The organism is Campylobacter sp. RM16189, assembly GCF_012978815.1.
Lineage (GTDB): Bacteria > Campylobacterota > Campylobacteria > Campylobacterales > Campylobacteraceae > Campylobacter_A.
This window is the reverse complement of the sequence record NZ_LIWR01000005.1, coordinates 58678-78781: the sequence shown is the minus strand read 5'-3', so window position 1 is coordinate 78781 and position 20104 is coordinate 58678. Positions and strand designations below refer to the sequence as shown.

The 20104-nt window shown below is 35.2% G+C and carries 18 protein-coding genes; 2 read left to right on the top strand and 16 right to left on the bottom strand.

Annotated features, from left to right (window positions below; genetic code table 11):
- Positions 1-951: an endolytic transglycosylase MltG gene (mltG, locus tag CDOM16189_RS04725; protein WP_169974695.1), complete on the bottom strand. Its 951-nt coding sequence runs from the start codon at positions 949-951 to the stop codon at positions 1-3.
- On the opposite strand from mltG, the gene CDOM16189_RS04720 reads away from it, so the two are divergent.
- A complete protein-coding gene (locus tag CDOM16189_RS04720) occupies positions 935-3451 on the top strand; it encodes a YhdP family protein (RefSeq protein ID WP_169974697.1) in 2517 nt (838 codons plus the stop codon). The genes mltG and CDOM16189_RS04720 overlap by 17 nt on opposite strands.
- A gap of 35 nt (positions 3452-3486) precedes the next feature.
- On the top strand, positions 3487-4254 hold the full coding sequence (locus CDOM16189_RS04715; RefSeq protein WP_169974699.1) for a TSUP family transporter: 768 nt from the start codon (positions 3487-3489) through the stop codon (positions 4252-4254).
- Between the two features lies 1 nt (position 4255).
- Here CDOM16189_RS04715 and CDOM16189_RS04710 read toward each other — a convergent pair whose 3' ends face one another.
- From CDOM16189_RS04710 to CDOM16189_RS04640, 15 genes are all read right to left on the bottom strand, one after another.
- Positions 4256-6253, bottom strand: a complete 1998-nt coding sequence (locus CDOM16189_RS04710; protein WP_169974701.1) for a transporter-like protein — start codon at positions 6251-6253, stop codon at positions 4256-4258.
- Between the two features lie 10 nt (positions 6254-6263).
- A complete protein-coding gene (gene hypA, locus CDOM16189_RS04705) occupies positions 6264-6605 on the bottom strand; it encodes a hydrogenase maturation nickel metallochaperone HypA (RefSeq protein WP_170000783.1) in 342 nt (113 codons plus the stop codon).
- An 8-nt stretch (positions 6606-6613) separates the two neighbouring features.
- Entirely contained in the window at positions 6614-7594 is a 981-nt protein-coding gene (hypE, locus tag CDOM16189_RS04700; RefSeq protein ID WP_169974829.1) for a hydrogenase expression/formation protein HypE, read from the bottom strand.
- Positions 7595-7611: 17 nt separating this feature from the next.
- The gene (gene hypD, locus CDOM16189_RS04695) at positions 7612-8703 is read right to left on the bottom strand and encodes a hydrogenase formation protein HypD (RefSeq protein ID WP_169974705.1); all 1092 of its coding nucleotides are present in this window, start codon (positions 8701-8703) and stop codon (positions 7612-7614) included.
- A complete protein-coding gene (locus CDOM16189_RS04690; RefSeq protein WP_169974706.1) occupies positions 8700-8987 on the bottom strand; it encodes a HypC/HybG/HupF family hydrogenase formation chaperone in 288 nt (95 codons plus the stop codon). Before CDOM16189_RS04690 ends, hypD begins: the two co-directional genes overlap by 4 nt.
- Complete coding sequence (gene hypB, locus CDOM16189_RS04685) at positions 8987-9796, bottom strand: hydrogenase nickel incorporation protein HypB (RefSeq protein ID WP_169974708.1); 810 nt, start codon at positions 9794-9796, stop codon at positions 8987-8989. The genes CDOM16189_RS04690 and hypB overlap by 1 nt, the downstream gene beginning before the upstream one ends.
- 73 nt (positions 9797-9869) lie before the next feature.
- Positions 9870-10346: a GDYXXLXY domain-containing protein gene (locus tag CDOM16189_RS04680; protein WP_169974710.1), complete on the bottom strand. Its 477-nt coding sequence runs from the start codon at positions 10344-10346 to the stop codon at positions 9870-9872.
- A complete protein-coding gene (locus CDOM16189_RS04675; protein WP_169974712.1) occupies positions 10336-11595 on the bottom strand; it encodes a DUF2157 domain-containing protein in 1260 nt (419 codons plus the stop codon). Before CDOM16189_RS04675 ends, CDOM16189_RS04680 begins: the two co-directional genes overlap by 11 nt.
- Before the next feature lie 3 nt (positions 11596-11598).
- Positions 11599-12783 carry a Na+/H+ antiporter NhaA gene (gene nhaA / locus CDOM16189_RS04670; protein WP_169974713.1) on the bottom strand — a complete coding sequence of 395 codons (1185 nt, stop codon included), beginning with the start codon at positions 12781-12783 and terminating at the stop codon, positions 11599-11601.
- Between the two features lie 140 nt (positions 12784-12923).
- Entirely contained in the window at positions 12924-13337 is a 414-nt protein-coding gene (gene nikR, locus CDOM16189_RS04665) for a nickel-responsive transcriptional regulator NikR (protein WP_169974715.1), read from the bottom strand.
- Between the two features lie 46 nt (positions 13338-13383).
- Positions 13384-15618: a carbamoyltransferase HypF gene (gene hypF, locus CDOM16189_RS04660; RefSeq protein ID WP_169974717.1), complete on the bottom strand. Its 2235-nt coding sequence runs from the start codon at positions 15616-15618 to the stop codon at positions 13384-13386.
- Positions 15596-17149: a hypothetical protein gene (locus tag CDOM16189_RS04655; RefSeq protein WP_169974719.1), complete on the bottom strand. Its 1554-nt coding sequence runs from the start codon at positions 17147-17149 to the stop codon at positions 15596-15598. The genes hypF and CDOM16189_RS04655 overlap by 23 nt, the downstream gene beginning before the upstream one ends.
- A complete protein-coding gene (locus tag CDOM16189_RS04650; RefSeq protein ID WP_169974721.1) occupies positions 17149-17688 on the bottom strand; it encodes a HyaD/HybD family hydrogenase maturation endopeptidase in 540 nt (179 codons plus the stop codon). The genes CDOM16189_RS04655 and CDOM16189_RS04650 overlap by 1 nt, the downstream gene beginning before the upstream one ends.
- Before the next feature lie 3 nt (positions 17689-17691).
- A complete protein-coding gene (cybH, locus tag CDOM16189_RS04645) occupies positions 17692-18375 on the bottom strand; it encodes a Ni/Fe-hydrogenase, b-type cytochrome subunit (protein ID WP_169974723.1) in 684 nt (227 codons plus the stop codon).
- Between the two features lie 9 nt (positions 18376-18384).
- Positions 18385-20103 (bottom strand): nickel-dependent hydrogenase large subunit, encoded by a 1719-nt coding sequence (locus tag CDOM16189_RS04640; protein ID WP_169974725.1) that lies wholly within the window; start codon positions 20101-20103, stop codon positions 18385-18387.
- Position 20104 lies beyond the last annotated feature (1 nt).

Here is a 20104-nt window from a genome sequence, read left to right as displayed (position 1 = left end):
TTATCTTTGCATATCGATTATTCTGCTGTGTTCTTGGTATGTTTTGCTAAATTTATGCTTCATTGTTTTTTTATCTCTGACAAAGTATAAAAACTCGCTTTCTTGTGGATTTACAGCAGCCTTTATAGCAGCCAAAGATACACTGCATATCGGGCTTGGCGGTAGTCCGTCATGTAAATATGTATTAAATTTACTCATGTCTTCTCTTATTCTTTTGGCTGTAATTGTATCGTGAGAGTAAAGTCCGTAGTTTAAAGTTCCATCCATCTGTAGCTTTATTCCTTTTTTAAGGCGGTTGTATATTACAGAGCTTACTATTGGCATCTCACTCTCATCTGCAGCCTCTTTTTGTATGATGGATGCTATTATTAGATATTTTTGCCACTCTTTTTGATCAAATTTTCCAAGTAGCTTAATAGAAAGCTCTTGATGACGTTTTTTTGATAAATTTGCTAAATGATATATAAGCTGCTTCTCTCTTATTCCAATCGGTATCTTGTAAGTTTCCGGAATAAAAAATCCATCACCAAAAGGTGCGACTTTATCATAAATTTCATTTAAAATTTGCTCATTTAAATTTAAGCTTTTAGCCATATCTTGTAAAAATATAGCCGTGGTTTCTCCAGGTATTAAGGTTATCTCACTCATTGCAGCCTTGGCTGTAGTAAGAGCGTATAAAAAATCAAATTTGCTTAAGCTCTGTTTTTTGATATCCACCCAGCCAGATTGCGGATGCCCAAGTGTGGCCAAAATGTATTTATCTATGTTGATTATGTTAGAATTTCTTTGTTTTAGATATGTTATAATTTCTCCGACTGTCCCTTTTGGCAAGTAAATTACGCTATCAGTAGCTATAGGCCTACTAAGATAGACCATAGAGCTTAGGAAAAAAATGATTATTATCTCGCAGGCAATTAAAAAAATTTGGCACATATTGCTCTTTTTTATCATATTTTTTACAATCCTTATAGCTACGTTAAAACATGGTATCAGTATCGAAAATATAGATTTTAACGATTTTGAAATAGAGAAATTATATATAAAACTTGATAAAAAACTCATTTTAAGAGCTCAAAAATTAAAAATTCCAAAAACAAGCCACAAAGACAGCTCAAACGAAGACTTTTTAAGTCTTACGAACAATATAATATGGATTGATAGACTATTTAAGGAGATTATTTTAGAAAAGATCGAGTTTGAAGACAATGAGCTAACTGTGCTTTTTTACGAGAACGCCTTTCATGTCGACACCGCTTATCTTACTTTGGATACCACATTTACAAGCCAAGAAAACGGTCTGTTTATAGATGTTTACAATCTTGCCTTTAAGGATTTTGACATTAATCTAAGCGGAACATCAAATGCCGACATAAGACATAATATATATGATTTTAACGGCACTTTCGTGAGCCACGAACTTGACGGAAAGATGAAATTTCATCTTGAAAATGAGATTATAAACTACGATGTAAGCGACATAAACGCAAGCAGTCTAAAAAGCTTTATGCATGAGCTTGATGTCAAGCTAAATCTAAACGAAGATGTTAAAAATTGGATATACGGCTACATTGTAGCTGATAACTATTTTGTGCATAATCTAAGCGGAAAAGTTGATCTAAAAACTCAAAATTTCTTCTTAAATGAACTTAGTGCCAAAGGAGTTTCTAAAAATCTAAAGGTCAAATTCGAAGATAGCTTGCCTGCCGCAATTGTTGAAGAAGCCGATATAGAGCTAAAAAACGAGACGCTTTATTTTAAGCTTAAAAAACCAAGATGGAATGGAAAGAATCTAAACGGATCAAATTTAGAAATTTATAAAATTTTTGATGAGAAAAATGCCGGACTAATTTTAAATTTACAAACAAACTCAATCTACGATAAAGCGGTTAATTCTATACTAAAAGCTTATGATATAAATGTGCCGATAGAACAAAAAAGCGGTAGAAATGTAGGAAAAATAAGCATTGATATTAAATTTGATCCGCTTAAAGTAACGCCAAATGGCAAATTTAAAGCAAAAGATAGCAAGATTGATATAGCTGGCGCGATGTTTAATGTAAAAGAGGCGATAGTAGAGATAAGAGATGATAAAATAATCGTAGATGCCAAAGATAGCGGAATGGATTTTTTTAAGGGGGATATTAAAGTAGCCATAGATGCAACCAAAGAAAAAGGCGATGTTAACGGCACTATCAATAAATTTGATTTAAGTTTTGATGGCGAGGAGATAGTAAAATTAAAAAACTTGCCACTAAACGCCTCTCTTGACTTTAGAAAGAAAGATGTGCTTTTTGATATCCTTGATCCAAGAATACAGTTAAGTTTCGGAGATGAAAGCACAATAAGAATAGATGATATTTCAAAAATTTATGATTATTCGCCTTTAATTAAGCAGATTGGATTAAATAGTGGAAACTTCACACTAAAAACAAAAAATTTCGATGATTTTGAGATTAACCTAAAAGATACAAAATTTAATATGCCGTTTTTAAATAAAGATGGCTCAAAATATGAAAATGATAGCTTTGATATCAAAATCGACAAGAATTTAATAACAGCAAAGAGCCTTAGTGGTAATCTAAGCCTTGATATAAGAGATAAAAAAACTCAAGTCAATATAAAAAATATGGATTTAATAGTAGATAAGGAGATGTTTTTAGACGATACCAACAGCAGTAAAAACAAAAACTTAGAGTTTGACGGGCTAAATTCAAACCTATTTCTTGCAGATTTAAACCGCACTTTGAAGTTTTTGAGCTATAACGGAAGTATTGTCAAAGACAAAATTCAATTTAATGCAAGACCTCAAAGCGGAAACGTCAGCATAATACAAAGTGATAAAAAATTTAATATGTTTGCAAACGATATCACGGGAGATTTTGTAAACAACCTTTTTGGCATGGATAGCTTTGAAGGTGGATTTTTTAAGCTAAGGATAGTCGGAAATAGTACTGATGATTTAAAGGGTGAAATAAGGCTACATGGCGCAAATTTAAAGAGCTATACATTCTACAATCAATTACTGACATTTCTAAACTCTGTTCCGTCTTTAATCATCTTTAAGACTCCGGACTTTACCGAAAAAGGCTTTCCTGTAAAATTTGGTAAAATTTTATTTGAAAAAAAAGGAGACTTGCTAAATATTATAGCTATAGAGCTGGATGGCTCAAGCGCAGATATAGGAGGTCGTGGGACTATAAATTTAGCGACCAAAGAGATAGATGTGGATTTGGAGCTAAGGCTTTTAAAGGACGCAAGCTCGATAATCGGCTCAATCCCGATAGTAAATCAGATAATTCTAGGCAAAGATCGCAGGCTTTCAACCGTAATTAAAGTGCGCGGAACACTTGATAAACCTAAATACTCTACTCAGGTTTTGGCAGATACCCTAATGTCGCCGCTTAAGATAATAAGAAATGTATTAGAAGCACCATTTTTGATATTTGAGTAAAATTTTACATATAATTTTACGTATAGGAGTTTTTGGTGGAAATTATAATAATTAGTCTAGCTGCCTTTACAGCATCTTTGCTTACTCTATTTTCAGGTTTCGGACTTGGCACACTGCTAATGCCGGTTATGGCGATATTCTTTCCGGTGGATGTAGCGGTAACGATAACGGCTATAGTGCATTTTAGCAATAATATATTCAAAGGAGCTTTGTTTGCTCGCTCTATAAACAAAGATATATTGCTAAGATTTGGAATTTTAGCCATGATATTTTCGTTTATCGGAGCTTTAACGCTAAAAGCCTTAGGTAGCGCAAAAATTCTTTTTAATTACCAAATTTTTGATATGAATTTTCAAGTTAATACTATAAAATTCATAATAGGATTTTTGATATTGATATTTGTATTTATAGATATTATGCCTCAGTTTAAAAATATCAAATTTGAGCCTAAATTTCTGCCATTGGGAGGAATTATAAGCGGATTTTTTGGAGGACTATCTGGGCATCAAGGCGCTTTTAGAAGTATGTTTTTAGTAAAATGTAAAATGCCAAAGGAGCAGTTTGTAGCCACAGGCATATTTATTGCCATTATGGTTGATATCTCAAGGCTTATGGTATATGGCACAAATTTTTCCAGTATAGATGAAAATTTATATTTGGCTCTTATGGCAACGGTTTTTGCATTTATAGGTTCATTTTTTGGTGCAAAACTTATTAAAAAGGTCACTATAGGTTTTATCAAGATAATAATATCTATGCTTTTGGTTTTTATAGCACTATCTATGATGGCTGGGGTTTTATAAGCTACTCATCCAATCTATTTTTAAAAGGAAAAATCAACTCATGAGGACGCTTTAACATCTGTTTTAAAAGCTTTTTTAAGAAAGAAAAGAGATTTCCTATGTTTGTATCTCTTGAGATTAAAGAGACCTTGAGAGCCAGAGCGAAGCTTACTAAAAGATTAATTGAACCTATTAAAAATACGCAAGCTAAGTAATACAAAAAATCATAATAAGATATTTGCAAATGAGTAGATGCGTAGCCTAAATTTGCACTAGAAAAAGCCACGTGAGCAATATCTAGAGGCAAATTTAAGATATTACCTATAAGAGGCGTAATACCCAAAAGAATACCAAAGAAAAAATTTCCAGCCACTGTTCCGTGATGATCATGGATATACTCTGCCAGCTTAAGCCTTTTATCATCGCTAAGCGCCTTTTTTAGCCAAGGATGGTGATAAAGTCTCTCTTTAAGCTCCAGGCAATCCGCTCTATTATCAAAATATCCAGATATTAGCCCTGAACAAAATAGCCAAACTCCGGCTATCGCTGCAAAGAAAAGAGGGGCAAAAGGCTCTAAATTTTTTAGATAATAAGAAGCCTCACTAGGATTTAAAATAGCCCCACTACCCTTTATGACAAAATATGCAACCAAAAACGATGTCAGCAGTGCTAAGCTTACATTGCCTACAACAGAGGCGAATTGAGATCTGCTAACCTTAAATATAAGCCCTATAAGCTTATCTTGATTTGCCATATTATCTTCTTCTTTTTCAACTTCTTTGGCAAAGGTAGAAGCCGTCATCGCAGGCTGCTTGGTAGCTACAGTAAAGCCTATCAGGCTAATTATCACAAAGCCAAGGCCATAATTTAATCCTATTAGGATAGTTTGCGTTACAAACGAAAAGTCAGACTGAACTATATTGATTTTTAGTAGAGCCATAAATGCTATTATTACTCCAGCTCCGGCTGATTTTAAAAACATTTTAAAATACTCTTTTTTATTATCAACCGTATAGTGCTCGCCATGCTCGCTAATATTGTTTGTAATACTTTTGGCTACTATGCGACTGCTTTGCCTATATACCTCGCTTAGAGAATTTCTAGTGGAGTTTCTTTTTACAGACTCTTTAAAAAACTTAATAAAGGCTATACTAGACTCTTTTGTATCAAATTTTTTAATAAGCTCTAAAATATCTTCTACTCTTTTTATAATCTGAATTAGACGCTCAAGCTCATATGTAACTGCGATAGAAATTCCTAAATTTACAGATTTTTTCTTAAATTTATCAATCTGATTTTTACACTGCTCTATAAGAACTTCCAAATGCTTTAAATCAAGCTTTGTAGAGCTTATCTCTATATGATAATCTTGCATCTTGCTAACAAATTTTGCCACATCCCTTTGAAGCGCTATAAATGCGGAGTCTCTGTTTAATATTGTATTATCAAGCCTGATGAAGTTATGATCAAACTCCTCTGAAGCTATCCTTATGGATAGTATCTCCATAGCGTATAATAGCTCATGAAAAAGATGTTTCTTGGTGGAGTGTATATGAGTCGAATTTGAAAAAATAGACGAAAATAGCTCTATCCATTTTTCATCATCTATATTGCAAATCCATTTGTGATCATCACTATTTTTAAAAAGAGTAGCAAAAAGATATCTTAATTCGCCTTTATTTGGAGGATTTGGAAGAAATTTATTATAAAACCTCTCTTTTATCTCATATCCAAAGCCGTTTTTTGACAGGATGCCAAATTTACTGATATTGTTCGATAGCTTTAATTTTATAAAAAATAGATTTATCTCATCGGAAATTTTGTTTGAGCTTTGGCTTTTTCGGTTAAAAAACTCTATAAGCATATTGATTTTTGATTCTGTTAAATCAATATTTTCTAAATTTTCAGGCCTAATAAAATCTACTAATTTTTTTAGTTTAGCTACTACATCAGCCTCTTCAATCTCTATATTTTTTAATAATTTTTCAAATTCTACATTTATATCTTTGCCGTTTTTCAATAATTTCACCTTATCTCATCTCAAGACGCATCAGATACATATCCTCTCCGTCTATTACTCTTAAATCCTGACTACCGCATTTTGGGCAGATGAAGTCATTTTCTCCCAATTGTGTATTTAGTCCGCACTGATTGCACTCTATGACTATATTTTGCAAATTTATTATAAGTTGGGCATTTGAGCAGATAGTCTCATTTTTATATACATCGAAGGCGCTTTCTAAGTAGTGAGGCTCAACTCCGCTTAGACGACCTACCTTTATCTCTATCTTCACAATCTCTTTTGCATTTTGTTTAGCCGCATTTTGTTCGCAGAGCCTTACTAAATCTTGAACGATACTTAATTCGTGCATTGTATTTCCTAGCAAATTCTAGGTAAAAGCTCGCCTTTTGGAGCCTCTAGCAGTATTTTTGAGCCGTATATATTTTGAAGTATTACCCTTGAGTTTTGATCTTTTAAAATTTCACCTATTAAGCTCGCGTTTGTATCAAATTTTCTTAAAACTTCTAGCGCTTTCTCTTCATCTTTGGCATCTACGGCTAGCACAAAGGTGCCCTCATTGGCAAGCTCATAAGGCTCAAATCCAAATAGTTCGCAAACCCCGGCTACCTCATCGCTAACTTTTATAAATTCATCTTTTATCAATATGTCAAATTTAGAAAATTTCGCCCATTCGTTTAAAACTGCACTTAGTCCGCCCCTAGTGGCATCGCGCATGCATAGAGGTTTTACTCCTGCCTTAAAAAGCTCTTCAACTACCTCTTTTAAACTCTTGCAATCGCTTTTAAGATATCCGCCTAGACTTAACTCCTCCCTATTGGCAAGGACAACCGCCCCATGCCTTCCAATATCTCCTGAAAGAAGTATTTTAGCTCCAGGCCTTAGACCATCTAGGCTCACAGGCTCATCTATAATCTCACCAATGCCTGAGGTATTTATAAAAATTTTATCGCACTTTCCTTTTGGAACCACCTTGGTATCTCCGCAAACTACTTTGACACCACAACTTTTACATATACCAGCAAGAGAGGTTAAAACTCGTTCAAGCTTATCTATCTCAAACCCCTCTTCAATAATGAGCGCGCAGCTTAAATATTTAGCCTTAGCTCCCACCATCGCAAGGTCGTTTATAGTACCGCAAGCGGCGATCTTACCCATATCTCCACCGTTAAAAAATATAGGTGTTACTACAAAACTATCAGTGCTAAATGCTAATTTTCCGCTTAAATTTAATAGTGCCGAGTCATTTGATTGGCTTAAAATTTCGTTATCAAAAATTTTAAAGATCAGATCATTTATTAGAGAATTCATCTCTTCTCCGCCACCACCGTGACTTAGCATTATCTTACTATCTTTACTCAAATTGCTTCCTTCGCGTATTTAAAATATGCTGCACAAGCTCCTTCGCTTGAGACCATACATGAACCGATAGGATTTTTTGGCGTACAAGCCTTGCCAAAAATTTTACAATCATATGGCTTTGCTCGCCCGCGTAAAATTTCTCCACATATACAGGCCTTGCTCTCGGCTTTGCTATTAACCTCACAGTCAAATTTGATTCTAGCGTCAAGATAGCTAAATTCTTGGCGTATCTTCATTCCGCTATCTTTTATCACTCCAAGTCCGCGCCAGTTAAAATCACAGGGTTCAAAATATCTACTTATCAGCTCTTTCGCCTTTAAATTTCCGCTTCTGCTTACAACTCTTGCATATTCGTTATATACCTCGTGTGTACCGGCATTTTGCTGACGAACTAAATTTAAAACTGAATCCATAATGTCAAGCGGTTCAAATCCGCTAACAGCTATCGGTCTTTTATAATCTTTTGCGATATCCTCATAAATTTCATATCCGGTTATCACGCTTACGTGGCTTGGACCCAAAAAGGCATCTATCTTCACGCTCTCATCGTCCATTATCGCTCTTACAGGAGCTGGAACCGTCACGTGATTTATATGGAAAAATAAATTTTTGATATCTAGCTCTACTGTTTTTTGCATTAGACTAGCCGTCATTGGGGTGGTGGTCTCAAAACCGATTGCAAAAAATATAATATTTTTATTCAAATTTTCTAAAGCTATCTTTATGCAATCAAGCGGACTATAAAGCGCCCTGATGTCAGCACCCTCTCCTCTAAGTTTTTGCAAGCTTGTGTTTGAGCCAGGAACTCTAAGCATATCAGCAAGAGTGCATAGTATCACGTCATCTCTGGAAGCAAGCTTTATAGCCTCATCTATGCGGCTTTTAGGCATTATACATACAGGACAGCCTGGTCCATGGATGAAGTTTATCTTATCTCCGACAAGCCCTGAAAGGCCAAATTTCATAATGCTATGAGTATGACCTCCGCAAATTTCCATTATATTTAGATGTTTTACGCTCTCTCTTTTAATAAGTTCACTAAGAGCTAAAATAAGATCCTTATCTCTAAATTCGTTTATTAGAGTCATCTTCTCTCGCTCATAGCATTAAGCCCCATGTCGCCTTCGTCCTCATCTATCTCGCCACTTGCCATATCCTCGGCGATTTTTTTATATATCTCCAGGCTTTCAAGTGCGAACTTAGTATCAATTTTTTCCATTGCATATCCAACATGAATTAGCACATATTCGCCCACTTTAACAGTATCGGATATTAGATCTAAGCTCACGCGTCTAGTTACGCCCAAAGTCTCAACTAATGCGACGTTATTCTCATCTATCTCAAGGACCTTTGATGGAATAGAAAGGCACATTATCTAAACTCCTTTTTAAACTGCAAATAGTTTATCCATTTATCAACGCCTTGACCTGTTTTGCTATCAAGCTCGATAATATCTACTTTTGGATTGAGTTTTCTAGCATCACTAATAACTTTTTTTACATCAAAATCAAAATGAGGAAGAAGTGAAATTTTAGTAATTATTACAAGATCTGCAGAGCGAAACATAACTGGATATTTGCTTACTTTATCGCTTCCTTCAGGAACTGAGATAAGCACAACATTTAGGTGAGAGCCTACATCATAGCTTGCAGGACAGACTAAATTTCCAACATTTTCTATAAAAACTAGATCAAGATCGTTTAAAGGCAGATGATGAAGCCCCTCATGAACCATAAAAGCATCCAAATGACAGGTTTGCCCGGTTGTGATCTGATGAGCTTTGGCTCCAGCTTTTAATATCCTATCGGCATCTTGGTTTGTCTCTAAGTCACCCTCAACAACACCGATCTTAAATTTATCACTCTTTATAGTGGCTTCAAGAAGAGTGGTTTTGCCAGCACCTGGACTACTCATTAAATTTATACATAAAATTCCATGCTCATCCAAATGATCTCTATTGTGCTGCGCCTCTTTGTCGTTTTCAGATAAAATTTTAGTAATTACTTCAATGGTCTTTGTCTCACCAAGCACAGGGTGAGCATGAGCTTCGTGAGTATGCTCATGATAGGCATTATGTCCATGATCGCCACCATGATCATGCGTATGAGAGTGAGTCGTTCCGTCAGCATGGGTATGAGTATGATTATGTCCTCCTAGTGAACATCCACAATCTTTGCACATGTTATATCCTTTTTTGTGTTTTCAAAATAACAATACTACTGATTTAAATTAAAATTTGGCTTATTTTTATCTTTTACTCTTTTAAAACTATCTCTTTTATCCTTGCGCTACCATTATCCATTACCGATAAGATTGCCCAAGCGCCTTTTTGGCGGATATCCCTCTCTATTTGTAAGGCTTTATCAATAGGCATAAAAAATGCCTCTATTCCAAATTTTGCCCTATTTCCGTAAATTCTTCCGGTTAAAAATATTTGATTTTTAGGCTTTACAAAGCTGTATTCATCTTTTACATATGTACCATTTATATCTTTTAGTGCTAGATAAATTTTAGTTCCTGGCTTTTGAAGGTCTCTATATTTAATCGGCAAAGCCGAAAAATCATAGTTCAGACTCACATAATTTCCTCTTAGTAAATCCCTTGGATCATAAAGAGTTACATCAACTTTAATTTCTTTGCCAAAATAAATAGGAACATAGGCGTAAGCAAGCATTGCAATTAGGCTTAAAATTTGAAAAATAATGGCAGATATTAAAATTTTAACTCTCATTTTTTATAGCCTTTTTATTTCTGGAGACCACAAGTACTATTACTGCAAATAGCAAAAACAGTAAACTTGTTCCTATATAATCGCCTATTAGATCAAAATACCTCACATTGGCAACTATAAATATAGTTGATAATCCTAACTTTAGATAATCTTGCTTTATTAGCACGGCTCCGGTTATAACACTTAGTATGGAATAGATAGCGTTTGAATACTCAAAAAAATATCCGACACCAAAAGGCAGAATCAATAAAAACAGAGCAAGAATAGCTACGTAATACCTTTTAAATTGGGCTAAAATAATTAAGGAAAATGTGGCAAAAACGATATGTAAAACACCATAAATCCTGCCATAAAAAGCAAGTGAGTTATTTAGATCTATATAGTCATAATTTCTATGGCTAATAAAAGACATAGCAAAAAGAAGTATGGCTATGCCAGTAATCAAAGATATCCATCTTAATGCAACAGCTATCTTAATCTTATTAAATTTTTGAGCCACAAGCGATAAAGAGATACCAAAAAGCGAGTATGAAAGTCCTATTAAGACGATTTGATTTATAGTTATATACCACATAAATTGAGAAAATTCAAAAGAGCTTAAATTTGCCATATTACAAATAATATAGACAAAAATAGATATAAAAAGCATCACAGTAAGCGCCTTTGACTCATCTTTTAAAAGCATATAAAAAGATATTGCTATAAAGATCAAAAACTCATGCGAGACTCTAAGTTCGATATCCATAATGAACCAAAGAAGGGCTATTGCTAAACTCTGAGTAATTAAAATGGATTTTTTAGTAGATATTGAGAGTACAAATGCGCCAACAGCCCACAATAATACTCCATTTGGCATATGTTCACCTAAATGATAAATTTGAGCTATCAATGCTATAGCTATTCCGTAGCAAAAATTTCCTAAGAAAAATAAGCTGATAGCCGTAGATTCTCTACCCTTTTTTAGCATAAAAAGCGCACTTAAATTTACAAAAGCCAAAATGCTTATAATGATTAAAAGTCTTACATATCTCGGCATCTCTTCCCAATTGGCTCCCACAAGAGTAATCAACGAAAGAGCCAAAAATAAATACGCCACAAGCTTTAAAATAAAGTTTTTTTTATCGCCAATATTTTGCAAATCTATATCATATCTAGCTGCTATTTTTTCTGAAGTTACTCTATCTATCAGCCCTTCATTACGCCACTTTGCAAGCTCATTTGCTAAAAAATTCTTATTTAATAAAATCATTAATTACTCTACACATCTTATTATTCTATGGCGACCAGCAAAATATAAAACCGCATATCCCACGATTCCTGATATCAAAGATGCTATTAATATCGCAAGTTTATCGGCATATGCAAACTGCTGAGTGTCGTGATAAGAAAGAGAGTTGATAAATAAACTCATAGTAAATCCGATACCTGTTAATATACAAAGTCCGTAAAATTGAAGCGTATTAGAATATTTCGGAAGTTTTGCTATGCCAAGTTTTATGGCGATAAAGCAAAATCCAAAAACCCCAAGCTGTTTGCCTATAAAAAGACCTGCAATTACACCTACCGATACAGGATGAAATATCTGCTCTACACCAATTCCATTTAATGAAATTCCTGCATTTACAAAGGCAAACACAGGCAAGACAAAAAATGCTATATATCCATGCAGATCATGCTCAATCTCTTTAAGCATCGATCTATCGCTATTTTTAAATTTAAGCGGTATAAAAAATGCTGAAACAACACCTGCTAAAGTCGCATGCACTCCGGATTTTAAAACACTTATCCAAAGAATAATGCCCAAAATCAGATATAGTGCTTTTTTATTTATATTGAGTAAATTTAAGGCAAGAAGTCCTAATAATACAACACCTGCAATACCGATAGATACCATAGATAAATTGCCACTATAAAAAATTGCCATGATTAAAATTGCGCAAACATCATCGACAATCGCCATAGTAACCAAGAAAATTTTAAGGCTTGCCGGAACTCTCCTGCCAAGTATCATAATAATACCAAGTGCAAAAGCCGTATCAGTGGCAGTCGGTATCGCCCAGCCCTTTATGGCAAAAGAATCCGAATGATTAAAAAGATAAAATATAAGAGCAGGGATCACAATGCCACCTATAGCTCCGATTACTGGCAAAATTACTTGAGAGAAATTTCTAAGCTCTCCCTCTATAAGTTCACGCTTTAACTCAAGCCCCAAAAGAAAGAAAAATATCGACATAAGACCGTCATTTACCCATAAAATAAGGGGCTTTTGGATATCAAGCTCATCAAAAATAAAACCTGCATTTATACGTAAAAATGAGTTATAAAACTCACTTAAAACACCATTTTGAAATATCATTGCGATAATAGCGGCAAAAATCAGTAAGATTCCAGAGCTAGCCTCATGTTCGACAAATTTTTTAAAAGAGAAGTGCTTCATAAATTATAAGAACCTTTTAAATGGAATAAAAATTTAGTAGGATATGAACGATTTTAGCAAGAAGTTGATAAATACTGAATAAAAAATAATAACTTTTTTAGGCGGGCAATCTTAAATTTGCCCGCCAACCAATCTAAAATCTACGAGCTTGGAACAGCCGCTTTAGTGAGTTTTGCAAATTTCACTCCTTTAAGCCCTGCTATTTTAGCTGAAAATTCCTCTATCTGCGCCGCTTTCCCGCGCAAAATAAGAGTCTCCAGACAATTATAATGATCTATATGTATATGAGTTGTGCATGTTATCTCCACACAGGCATCATGCTCTATATTCATCATTTTAACTACTAAATCGTTTTGATGATGAGTATAAATCAGCGTCAAAACTCCTATCAAATCCTCATCAGCATTTTTCCAACTATCGCTGATAATCTTTTCTCGAATCAAGTCACGCGTGAATTCGCTCCTTGATGCATAGCCTTGTGAGCTTACCTTCTTGTCAAGTTCATCTAACAACTGCTTCGGCAAGGAAACACTAAATCTGATTATCTCGTCCATATCGCCCTCCTTAAGTGAATCCTATACTATTATAGAACCTTAAATCTTATAAGTTGTTTAATAAATAGTATAATTGCCCCGTAGCTATCGAAGAATCATTTATTGGATGAGTTTTGTTAAAATAATATTTTATACTATTATTTTTAAAACTATTAATTATTTTTCTTAAGAAAACTCTATTTTGAAACACTCCACCCGAAAGCAAAACATCCCTACTATCAATTTTAGCAATTTGGGTTACAATATCACAAAGTCCGTTTATAAAAGCTGTTGCCGCTGTTTTTTTATCATCCTTTAGAGCCGACTTGAAAGCCTCTTTAAAGACTATTTTTTGATTATCCAGTTCAAATTTATAGCTTTTTTGTATACTTTCGTCATATAAAGCCTCAAGTTCCATTCCGATTTCACCTTCGTAACTAACAGTTTTAAGCCCCAAAATAATGCTTCCAAAAGCATCAAAAATACGACCAAGAGAACTTGTTGTGAAAACACCTAAGTTTCGTTCATGTAACTTTTTTAGATTTTGTAGTTTTGTTGTATCAAAATGACTCAAAAAAACTTCAGCAAATTCTTCTAAATCATATTTTAATATAATTGAGTATGAAATCTGCCATATATTTTTTATACTGCTCTCTGCGCCTATTAGATAAAATTCATCAAAATTATAAACTCTCTCATACTCTCTAGCGCTTAATCTCATAACTTCTCCGCCCCAGATATCGCCTTTTTCGCCATATCCGGTACCATCAAAACAAAAGCCCAAATACTCCTTATTGGGATCTAAACTATTTTCAAACATTACCGAGAGTAGATGAGCATAGTGGTGCTGAATTTGAGTGATTTTAGCCCCATTTTTAGCGACATACTCTTTCGCCCATTTTAAATTTAAAAAATGCGGATGTAAATCAGCTACTATCTCGTCAAATTTAAGCTCGTAAACCTGCTCAAAAAGCTCTATTAAAGAGCAAAACCTCTCATAAGTCGCTACATTTTTAAGATCGCCTATATAAGGGCTTATCATCACTTCACCATCTTTGTATATGGCAAATTGATTTTTTAGCTCCGCTCCGACAGCTAAAATCGTGCGTTTATCTTTAAAATTTGTATGCAAAAATTTAGGATTTACCCCTCTACTCGTTCGCAAAAAAACAGGCTCATCATCAACGACAAATACGATGCTATCATCACTTGGCGACTCTATCTCTCGGTTGTTATCAAGATAATAATCAATCACATCGCCCATCTTTTCAAGTAAGCTAGTCTCATTATAGATGATAGGCTCGCCTGAGATATTAGCAGAGGTTGCCACTATATCGTTTTTTAGGTATTCAAACAGCAAAAGATGCACGCCGGTATACGGCAAAAATATGCCTATTTTATTAAGATTTGGTGCGATTTGCTTTGATAAATTTGATTCAGTCCTGCTTTGAAGTACTACTATCGGCTTTAAATTTGAGGTTAAAATTTGCTCCTCGGCAGGGCAGATATAAGCGTGTTTTTTAGCATTTTGCAAATTTTTACACATGATAGCAAAAGGCTTTTTAGGGCGGTGTTTTCTAGCTCTTAGCTCATTTACCACTTCTTCGTTTGTAGCGTCACACACCAAATGAAAGCCACCAAGCCCTTTAACGGCTAAAATTTTACCTTCGTTTATAAGCTTTGCAGCTATTTTTACACTTTCGTTTCCTGCTGTTACTATTTTTCCAAATTTGTCTTTTAAGCTTAAACTTGGGCCGCAGTTTGGACAAGATATCGGCTGAGCGTGATATCTTCTATTGGTGGGGTCTTTGTATTCTCTCGCGCAAAATTCGCACATCTTAAACTCGTTCATAGTCGTATTTATGCGGTCGTATGGAAGCGATTTGATGATGGAAAATCTAGGTCCGCAGTTAGTGCAGTTTATAAAAGGATAGTGATAGCGAGGATTCATGACATCATAAAATTCTCGCTCGCAATCAACACAAAGTGCAAAGTCCGGCAAAATCGGAGCGTGCTTTTTGGCGGACTTTGAAGCAATTATCTTAAAGTCACTAAATTTAACATCATCAAGCTCAAATTTTAAAATTTGATCGATCCTAGCTAGCTGGGGAAGCTCATCTATCAAAGCTTTATCAAATTTGTTTAATGCCTCATCTTTGCCATATAGCGTTAGTTTAACACCCTCATCATCGTTATAAACTTCGCCAAAAAGATTGAATTTAAGAGCTAAATTATAGATAAAAGGACGAAATCCTACTCCCTGAACAAGACCTGAAATTTCATATCTCACGCATCTCTTCAAGCGAAAGTCCTTTGCTAAATTTTGCGCTTGTGCCGACTCTTACGTGTTTAGCGATCAGATTTGAAAGAGCCTTACACTCAAACAAAGAGCCTTGCAAAACGATGTGTTTAAACTCAAAATCCTCTCTTAAAACATCGCAAAAATCAGATATAAAATGCGTAAATGACTCAAGATAGCCAAAGCTTAAAATCTTATCATCAACGCCAGCTAAGCGAAAGCTCATACCGCTTCTTATGAATTTTACGATATCAAAACCAGTTTTTGAAGCCATTTTAAAATCAAGTCTCGGACCTTTTGGACCGTTAAAATCCATCGCATTTTCAAGCAGTTTAGTGCCGGCTCTTTTTAAATCATCATCAAATCCAAATATCTTGCCGACTATGCAAAAGAGCGAGAAAAAGCTGTTTGGCGTGTTTATGCTTCCACTTGCGAGCGAAAAATTTGCGCTAAAATTTGCTACAAGCCTATCTCCGCCCTCTTCTTTTGATATCATCTCAAAAATCTCTTCAAAGCTACTTGGAATTTGTAAATTTAGCACTTCAAAATCGCTATTTTTAAGATAAATTTTAAACTCATCTTCATCAAATTTGCTTAAAAACACTCTGAGTTTATTTTCGTCCTTGATGCCTAGCTCATCGGCGCTTAAGTAGAAATTAGCCAAATTTTTATCTTTTGAAACCTCTATGAAGTCGCTAAAGCCATCTTTATAATAAATTTGAGCATTTGAAAAGATATATTCGTTTTCTAAAACGGTAGCTTTAAAAAGCTCTTTGCCTGATTTAAGCGCTATGAAATTTACGCCCGCTTCAAAAAGCTTTTCACAAAATGCGTAGATAAATATATCACGAGGCGCTTTTACGTTAAAAAAATGCGGTGCGCTTGGGTGATTTTGTCTATAAAGGGCGTTTGTTTTAAGCTCTATCATAGGCTTTTCGTAGCTTGCAAGAGCGATTTGCGAGTTTTGATCGCAAATGAAAATTTTTGGCAAATTTTTAAGCTTTGTAGGCATCACAAGATCAAAATCGCTATTTAGCTCATCAAAATTTAAAATTTCAAAACTTCCTTCTAAATCTTTAAATTTAAAATTTTCTCCATTTTTAAAGCTTAAAAGCGCAAATTCTAAAAACTCTGTAAAATTTTCTTTTATAACAGCTTCAAATTTATCATCTTTAAAGAGTTTAACATCACTAAAAACTCCATTTTCACAAGCTGAAATTTTGCCCTCGTGAAAGTCTTGTATTATGCTTGGAGTGATGTTTGAAAGAGTATTTTTAAACTCTTTTTGCTCGCCTTTTAGCTCTTCGCTTACAAAAACTTTTGAATTTGATAAAAATATAAAGTGTGGTATAAGAGCTGAAATTTCATCGGAAAATTTTAAAAGCTCCTCTTGCTCACCTTCCAGATGAAGCCTTATAAACGAGCCTTCGCGCTCTATACCATAAGAAAGCTTGCTTTTTTTAGCATAAAAATTCAAAAAAAATGCCAAATTTTCATTTGAGTTTGCATACTCAAATTCATAGGTAAGTATCATCAGATGCCTTTGTTTTTGTATTCGTTTGCGAGGTCTATTATATTTAAATTTGCGATTTTTTCATAGCTAAATCCAAGTTCTTCAAGGTGTTTTAGCAGTGTTTTTTCCATGACTTTGGCGCTAGCTTGAATTTCATCTGAGAGCTCAAAACTCATAGGCTCTATGCGTTTTGGAACTACGCCTAAAATTTTAGTCTTTGGCATGTCTCCTGCAAGCTCCATAAGCTGAAGGGTTTGAAGCATCTCAACTTCGTGTGCCGAGCCGTCCCAAGAAATTTTATTCGGCATCGCTTCGTAGTCAAAGAAATATACATCGCCTATGCTTGATTCATCAGCGCTTATACAATCAACCACTATAAGATAGTCAAATTCCGCTATAATCGGAGTTAAAGCTATCGCCAAGGTGCCGCCGTCAACAAATTCTAAAGAGTTGGATTCGTGAGTAAATTTGTAGTTTCTTTTTATCATTTCGGTAAAATGAACTCCGACGCCTTCGTCGGAGAACATTACATTACCGATGCCAAGGACGAGCACCTTCATATATCAGTGCTCTTCTTTGACAAATTTATATCCGCTTACAACGGCATCCATAGCACCGTTTTTACCTTTAACCGCGTTAAATACGGCCATATAGATATGAACCGGAACAAATATCATTATGATCCACATCGCTACGCGGTGAATCGTTCTAACGTTTGCTAGTCCGCCCATAAGCTCTTCAAAATATCTCATCGGCTCATAAAATAGCCCGCCAATCCCTTCGTGATAAACATGCACATATAGCACCATGCCTGTTAGGCAGATCACAAACAGCACAAGATAAAAGAACAGATATGACGCAAACTGAAGCGGGTTATAAACGCCTCTTAGATGCGGATGCGGTCCTAAAAATATATAATATTTGATCTGCGCTATCCAAACTTTTGGACTAAAGAAATCATAAATACTTGCAAGCTCTTTTCTGCTAAGCTTATCAAAAAAGAAAAGATAAAGCTTAAATATCGTAACCGCGATGAGTATAAATCCCGCCACTTGGTGAGCCGCGCGCCATTTTGCATTTAAAAATATCGTAGGCTCGTTAGTAACCTCAGGAGCTATAAACACATAAGATATATAAAACCCGCTTACGACTAGAAATGCAATCGCTACAAATCTAATCCAGTGCGTAAGCCTAAGACCTATCGAAAATTCGTATTCGCTGATGCGATCGGGTTTATGATGTGACATAAATCCTCCTTACAAATTTGGATTTATTTTGTATTCGCTAATCTTATTTCCCTTAGTATCCATAACGTGAACCGCACAAGCGATACATGGATCGTAAGAGTGAATTTTACGAATAATTTCAAGCGGCTGAGTTAAATCGGCTATCTTAAGCCCTATTAGACACTCTTCGTATGAACCGCGAACACCATTTGCATCCTTTGGAGATGCATTCCATGTTGATGGAACTACCGCTTGCCAGTTTGTTATAACGCCGTCTTTGATTCTGCACCAGTGAGATAAAGCACCTCTTGGAACATGCCCCATATATCTGCCCCTATACTCTTTCTTAGGATCTATGACATATTTAGCGCAAGTCTCTTGGTCAACTTTTAAATTCTCCACAAGATTACCGAATGCCTTCAAGGCATTATCTGCAATAACCTTTGCCTCAATCATACGAGTAGCTGTTCTTCCTAGCGTAGACAGCACTGCTGTTATCGGTAGTCCAGTATCTTTTAAGAATTTATCTACAACAGGAACTACATATTTGTTGCCTTTTGCATAGTTAATAACAATATTAGCCAAAGGTCCTACCTGCATAGGAATTCCGTCATATCTAGGAGCCTTAATCCAAGAGTATTTACCCTTAATATCAAACAGTTGAGCTTCAACTTCTTTACCATTTTGATCTAGGGTTTTGCCTTTTTTAAAGCCCGTATAATTAGGATCGGTTTGTCCTTCATAAGGGTGAAGAGGTGCAGGATTTTTATACCAAGCGTGTGTAGCCTCTTCGGTAATCTTATTATCGTCAACCTCATGAACCTTGCTTATATCGCCGTTTAAAATAATACCACTCTCAAATAGCCATTCATTCGAACCTAAAGGCAACTCTTTATATGTATATAAATTAGGTGTTCCAACATCATTTAGTACGCTAGGCTCATTGGCATAAGCCTTGCCTGCCATTACCAAATCAGGATAGTAAGCTCTATCTATAAATTCTTTAACTTCCTGAAATTTAACCATATACTCGCCAAGTCTTGAAGGACTAAGAATATCCATCACACAGGTTACTCCACCTACTGTTAAACTTTGCGGATGGGGTTGCTTAGAACCAAATATGGCCATCATTTGAGCCGCAGTCCTTTGAATTCTCAAACACTCAAGATAGTGAGAGAGAGCTATTAAATTTTGCTCAGGAGTAAAATGATAAGTTTTATGTCCCCAATAAGCATTAGCAAATGGCCCCAAATTTCCCTTTTGAACAAAGGCTTTTACCTTATCTTGTACAGCTTTTAGGTGATCAGCTCCTGTCGCAAGAGGTGTATCACAGTATTTAAAAGCCTCTTCACTAGCCTTTCTAACATCGGCACTAAGAGCCGATACAACATCAACAAAATCAAGTCCGTGAAGTTGATAAAAATGCACAGGATGATCATGCATAAAAAGCGCCGCACTCATAAGAGTTCTTGTTAATACGGCATTTAAAGGAGGCGTAATACCCAATGCATCCTCTACAGCAATAATACCTGCCTTGTAGTGAGAATAGGTGCATACTCCGCAAATTCTTTGAGTGAAGAATCCAACATCTCTAGGGTCGCGTCCTTTTACGATTTGTTCTATTCCGCGCCAAAGAGTTGAGCCTGAATAGGCCTCTTTAACTACATTATTTTCATCTACCACTACCTCTACGCGCAAGTGCCCTTCAATCCTCGTTACAGGATCTACTACTATTCTTTGTTCGCTCATA

Excerpts from the sequence above, each read along its gene's own strand:
- mltG (WP_169974695.1), bottom strand. The coding sequence starts at position 951 with ATGATAAAAAAGAGCAATATGTGCCAAATTTTTTTAATTGCCTGCGAG.
- hypA (WP_170000783.1), bottom strand. The coding sequence starts at position 6,605 with ATGCACGAATTAAGTATCGTTCAAGATTTAGTAAGGCTCTGCGAACAA.
- hypE (WP_169974829.1), bottom strand. The coding sequence starts at position 7,594 with ATGCTAAGTCACGGTGGTGGCGGAGAAGAGATGAATTCTCTAATAAAT.
- hypD (WP_169974705.1), bottom strand. The coding sequence starts at position 8,703 with ATGACTCTAATAAACGAATTTAGAGATAAGGATCTTATTTTAGCTCTT.
- CDOM16189_RS04690 (WP_169974706.1), bottom strand. The coding sequence starts at position 8,987 with ATGTGCCTTTCTATTCCATCAAAGGTCCTTGAGATAGATGAGAATAAC.
- hypB (WP_169974708.1), bottom strand. The coding sequence starts at position 9,796 with ATGTGCAAAGATTGTGGATGTTCACTAGGAGGACATAATCATACTCAT.
- CDOM16189_RS04680 (WP_169974710.1), bottom strand. The coding sequence starts at position 10,346 with ATGAGAGTTAAAATTTTAATATCTGCCATTATTTTTCAAATTTTAAGC.
- CDOM16189_RS04675 (WP_169974712.1), bottom strand. The coding sequence starts at position 11,595 with ATGATTTTATTAAATAAGAATTTTTTAGCAAATGAGCTTGCAAAGTGG.
- nhaA (WP_169974713.1), bottom strand. The coding sequence starts at position 12,783 with ATGAAGCACTTCTCTTTTAAAAAATTTGTCGAACATGAGGCTAGCTCT.
- nikR (WP_169974715.1), bottom strand. The coding sequence starts at position 13,337 with ATGGACGAGATAATCAGATTTAGTGTTTCCTTGCCGAAGCAGTTGTTA.
- CDOM16189_RS04655 (WP_169974719.1), bottom strand. The coding sequence starts at position 17,149 with ATGATACTTACCTATGAATTTGAGTATGCAAACTCAAATGAAAATTTG.
- CDOM16189_RS04650 (WP_169974721.1), bottom strand. The coding sequence starts at position 17,688 with ATGAAGGTGCTCGTCCTTGGCATCGGTAATGTAATGTTCTCCGACGAA.
- cybH (WP_169974723.1), bottom strand. The coding sequence starts at position 18,375 with ATGTCACATCATAAACCCGATCGCATCAGCGAATACGAATTTTCGATA.
- CDOM16189_RS04640 (WP_169974725.1), bottom strand. The coding sequence starts at position 20,103 with ATGAGCGAACAAAGAATAGTAGTAGATCCTGTAACGAGGATTGAAGGG.